This window comes from Kitasatospora sp. NPDC043950 (assembly GCF_056435345.1).
In genome coordinates this window covers 1-4,061 of the sequence record NZ_JBWKER010000124.1, presented here as the reverse complement: position 1 = coordinate 4,061, position 4,061 = coordinate 1, and the positions used below count along the sequence as shown (strand labels likewise).

At 71.0% G+C, this 4,061-nt stretch carries 1 protein-coding gene and 2 pseudogenes; all 3 read left to right on the top strand.

All coding sequences use genetic code 11. The features are described 5' to 3' along the window. Positions 1 to 210: pseudogene (locus AC07BF_RS37635) on the top strand (ATP-binding protein); the annotation flags it as partial. 393 nt (positions 211 to 603) lie between these two features. Then, positions 604 to 3,960: a nitrate- and nitrite sensing domain-containing protein gene (locus AC07BF_RS37630; RefSeq protein ID WP_363589695.1), complete on the top strand. Its 3,357-nt coding sequence runs from the start codon at positions 604 to 606 to the stop codon at positions 3,958 to 3,960. Between the two features lie 10 nt (positions 3,961 to 3,970). After that, a pseudogene (locus AC07BF_RS37625) lies at positions 3,971 to 4,061 on the top strand (roadblock/LC7 domain-containing protein); the annotation flags it as partial.

Genomic DNA, 4,061 nt, shown 5'->3' with positions numbered 1-4,061 from the left:
CTCGACTACTTCGAGAACAGCGGACTCCCCTTCGTCGTCGCCCTCAACGGCTTCGACGGACACCAGCCCCACACCGCCGACGAGGTCCGCGAAGCGCTCCAGCTCAGCGCCGAGACCCCGGTCGTCACGCTCGACGCCCGCCGCCGCGACAGTGCCAAGAGCGCCCTCATCACCCTCGTCGAGCACGCCCTCCTCGCCCGACTCCGATGACGGGCCGGACATCCGGACCCCGGGGGCCGTCGGCGTGACGGGCCCCGGGGCGGAGCCGCTACCGGCCGATGTCCTCCAGGGGCATCGCGCAAGACCCGCTGTATAAGCAGCGGATAACAGTTCGGTAGGCATTTTGTGATCAACAGTGACTCTGCGTGGTGAACTAGCGTCACTCAGCGCCAGAAGACCACGGTTTTGCTCCGTCATGTCGGTGAATGTCCCTATTGCGCCGACGCGGGGGCCATCCTGCGGCTGTTTGTCCCCCATCCCTGCACGTGCTGAAATTCCAGCTACCCCTGAAACCCTCGCGCCGGCCCACCGGTGACGGGCCAGGGCCCGGGGGTAGCGCTGGATTGATCCATGGCCGACAGTCGGCCGAGAGGTAGTTGTCGAGTGAGGCGTAAGCAGCAACCCGCCCCGCAGCGGCGCTCCGAGCCCCGCCGGAGCGAGCCGAACGGTACCGCAGCGGACCCGGCCGGATTCTCCGCTTTCACCCCCACCGAGGAGCGCTCCCAGGCCTCCCCGGCCCCGCAGCCCCCGGCCGCGTCCACGGAACCCCGCAGCGGCGGTCCGGACGGCGACGCCTCCAAGCGGTACGACTTCCTCCGCCCGCGCAACTGGCGCGTGCCGACCCGTCTGATCGCGATCCTGCTGATCCCCGTGATCATCAGCCTCGTCTTCGGCGGCCTCCGCGTGAACACCTCGGTCGACGGCTACATCAAGGCCTCCCGCGCCGAGAAGACCGCCGAACTCGCCAAGGCGGCCACCGAGCTCGCCGAAGCGCTGGAGATCGAGCGCGACACCACGCTGATACCCCTGCTCACCAAGCAGGACCCGGACGGCAAGGTCGCCAAGATCCGCGCCAACACGGACGCCGCGCTGAAGGCGTACGAGGCGGCCTACGCGGCCTCCGACAAGTCCGGCGAACTGCCGCGCCGCCACGAGGGCTTCCAGGCCCTGGTGGTCGACCTGCCGCACCTGCGGGCCACCGCGTACGGATCCGAGCTGTTCGCCGGCGCCACCGTCAACGCCTACTCGGTGATGTTCGCCCCGCTGCTGTCCTACGACAACTCGGTCGGCCTCGGCTCCAGCAACGCCGCCAGCAAGGGCCGCGCGATCTACGCGATGTCCCTCGCCAAGGCCTCCGCCTCGACCCAGCGCGCGCTCATGCTGCACCTGCTGGTCGGCATCTCCCAGAACGCCACCACCCGGTTCGAGAACGCCGACGTGATCCAGCAGATCCTGGTGGCGGAGCGGCTGGAGCAGGTCTCGCTGACCGAGTTCAACACCGGCAGCGCCCCCGAGGACGCCCGCAAGTACGCCAACGCGCAGGTCACCCAGGCCGCCGCGCAGGAGCGCTCGGCCTACAAGATGCCGAACGGCACCGCGCCCTCCATGCAGACCCTGCTCTCCCTCGGCGCCGCCTACAGCCAGGCCGCCGCCGAGGGCCAGAGCAAGGGCAAGGCCGCCGCCGACCAGGCCTACAAGGAGGCCAAGGACTCCGGTCTCACCCCGGAGAACTGGAACCAGGCCGCCAACACCCACATCCAGGCCCTGCGCGACACCGAGGTCCAGCTGCTGGACGACGTCCTCACGGACTCCCGCGGCCTCAAGGACAACGCGCTCTACGACGCCATCCTCAACACGATCATCGTCGTCGCGGCGCTCATCCTGGCCGGTCTGCTCACCGGCTACGTCGCCCGCTCGATGATCCTCGGCATGCGCACCCTGCGCAGCGCCGCCCTGGAGATCGCCGACCACCGCCTGCCGGACCTGGTCGAGAAGCTCTCCAAGACCGACCCCGACCGGGTCGACACCTCCGTCACCCCGATCCCGCTGCACGGCAAGGACGAGATCGGCGAGGTCGCCCGGGCGTTCGACCAGGTCCACCAGCAGGCCGTGGCGCTCGCCGCCGAGCAGGCCCTGCTGCGAGGGAACGTCAACGCGATCTTCACCAACCTGTCGCGCCGCAGCCAGGGCCTGATCCAGCGCCAGCTGGCGCTGATCACCGACCTGGAGAACAACGAGGCCGACCCGGACCAGCTGGAGAACCTCTTCAAGCTGGACCACCTCGCCACCCGTATGCGCCGCAACGGTGAGAACCTGCTCGTCCTCGCGGGCGAGGAGGCCGGCCGCCGCTGGAACACCCCGGTCCCGCTGGTCGACGTGCTCCGCGCCGCCTCCTCCGAGGTGGAGCAGTACGAGCGCGTCGAGCTGTCCGGCATCCCGGAGGTCGAGGTCGTCGGCGCCGCCGTGACCGACCTCGTCCACCTGCTCGCCGAACTGCTGGAGAACGCCACCTCGTTCTCCAGCCCGCAGACCCGGGTCCTGGTCAACGCGACCCGCCTGCCGGACGGCCGGGTGCTGGTCGAGATCCACGACAAGGGCATCGGCCTCACCGCCGACGACTTCGCCGAGATCAACGAGAAGCTGGCCGAGCCGCCCACCGTCGACGCCACCATCTCCCGCCGCATGGGCCTGTTCGTGGTCGGCCGGCTGTCCCAGCGGCACGACGTCCGCGTCCAGCTCCGCCCCTCCGGCGAGTCCGCCGGCACCACCTCGCTGGTCATGATCCCGCCGTTCATCACCCGGTCGGGCGCCGCGCCGGAGCCCGAGGAGCAGTTCACCGTCTCCCGGATCTTCGCCGAGCAGGAGCCGACCTCCCAGTGGGCGCCCAACGGCCAGCCGCGCAGCGCCGCCGAGCTGGGCTTCGACGACCACCTCACCGGCGCCGGCAACGCCGGATCCAGCGGCTTCAGCCCGGCCCTGGAGTCCGTCCAGCGCTCGCAGCGCCTCGACCAGGTCCGCCGCGCGGCCCTGGAGAGCGGCCCGCACGACGGCGAGCCGCCGGTGCTGGACGCCGAGGTCGAGGAGGACTACCAGCAGGGCTACGACCAGTACGCCCCCCAGGGCTACGAGCAGCAGTCCGGCTACGCCGACGACCAGTACGGCTACCAGCAGGACGGCTACCAGCAGGACGAGTACGGCCAGGACCAGTACGGCCAGTACCCGCAGCAGGGCTACGAGCAGCAGTCCGGCTACGCCGACGACCAGTACGGCCGCCAGGACTACCAGGGCGACGGTTACCAGGGCTACCAGGACGGCTACGCCGACCAGTACGGCCAGCAGGCCGAGGAGGCCCCGGCCGGCCACCCGTACGCCCCGGAGCCGCCCGCGCTGCCCGCCGCCGAACCCACCGCCACCCTGCCGTCCGGGCTGCCGCAGCGCCGCCCCGGCCAGCAGCTGGCGGGTGGCGGCTTCGGCGCCCCGACCGCTCCGGCGGACGGCGGCTCCGGCGGCGAGGCCCCGAACTGGTTCGCCGGCGCCAAGGACACCTCGGCGGTCGACGAGCCGCGCGGCCACGACGTGTCGGCGCTGGGCGGCTACGGCCCGACCGGCCCGACCAACTCGCCCTGGCAGTCGCCCAACGACGGCGCCTGGCAGCAGGCCGAGCAGACCCGTGAGCCCGCCTCCGGCGGCACCACCGGGGCAGGCCTGCCGCGGCGCGTGCCCAAGCAGAACCTGGTGGCCGGGAACGCCAAGCCCACTCCGCAGGAAGGGCCGCAGGTCTCCCGCAGCCCCGAGGAGGTCCGCGGCCGGCTCACCAACCTGCGCCGCGGCGTGGAGCAGGGCCGCAGTGCCGGTAACACCGGAAGCTTCCGGATCGACCCCGATCAGGTAGACCCGTCCGGCAACGGACAGAACCGAAGCACCGATCTCTTCGGCGGCTCGAACCACCAGGAGCGTTGAGTTGACTCAGATGAGCCAGGCCGCACAGAACCTGAACTGGCTGATCACCAATTTCGTGGACAACACCCCCGGGGTGTCCCACACCGTGGTGGTCTCCGCCG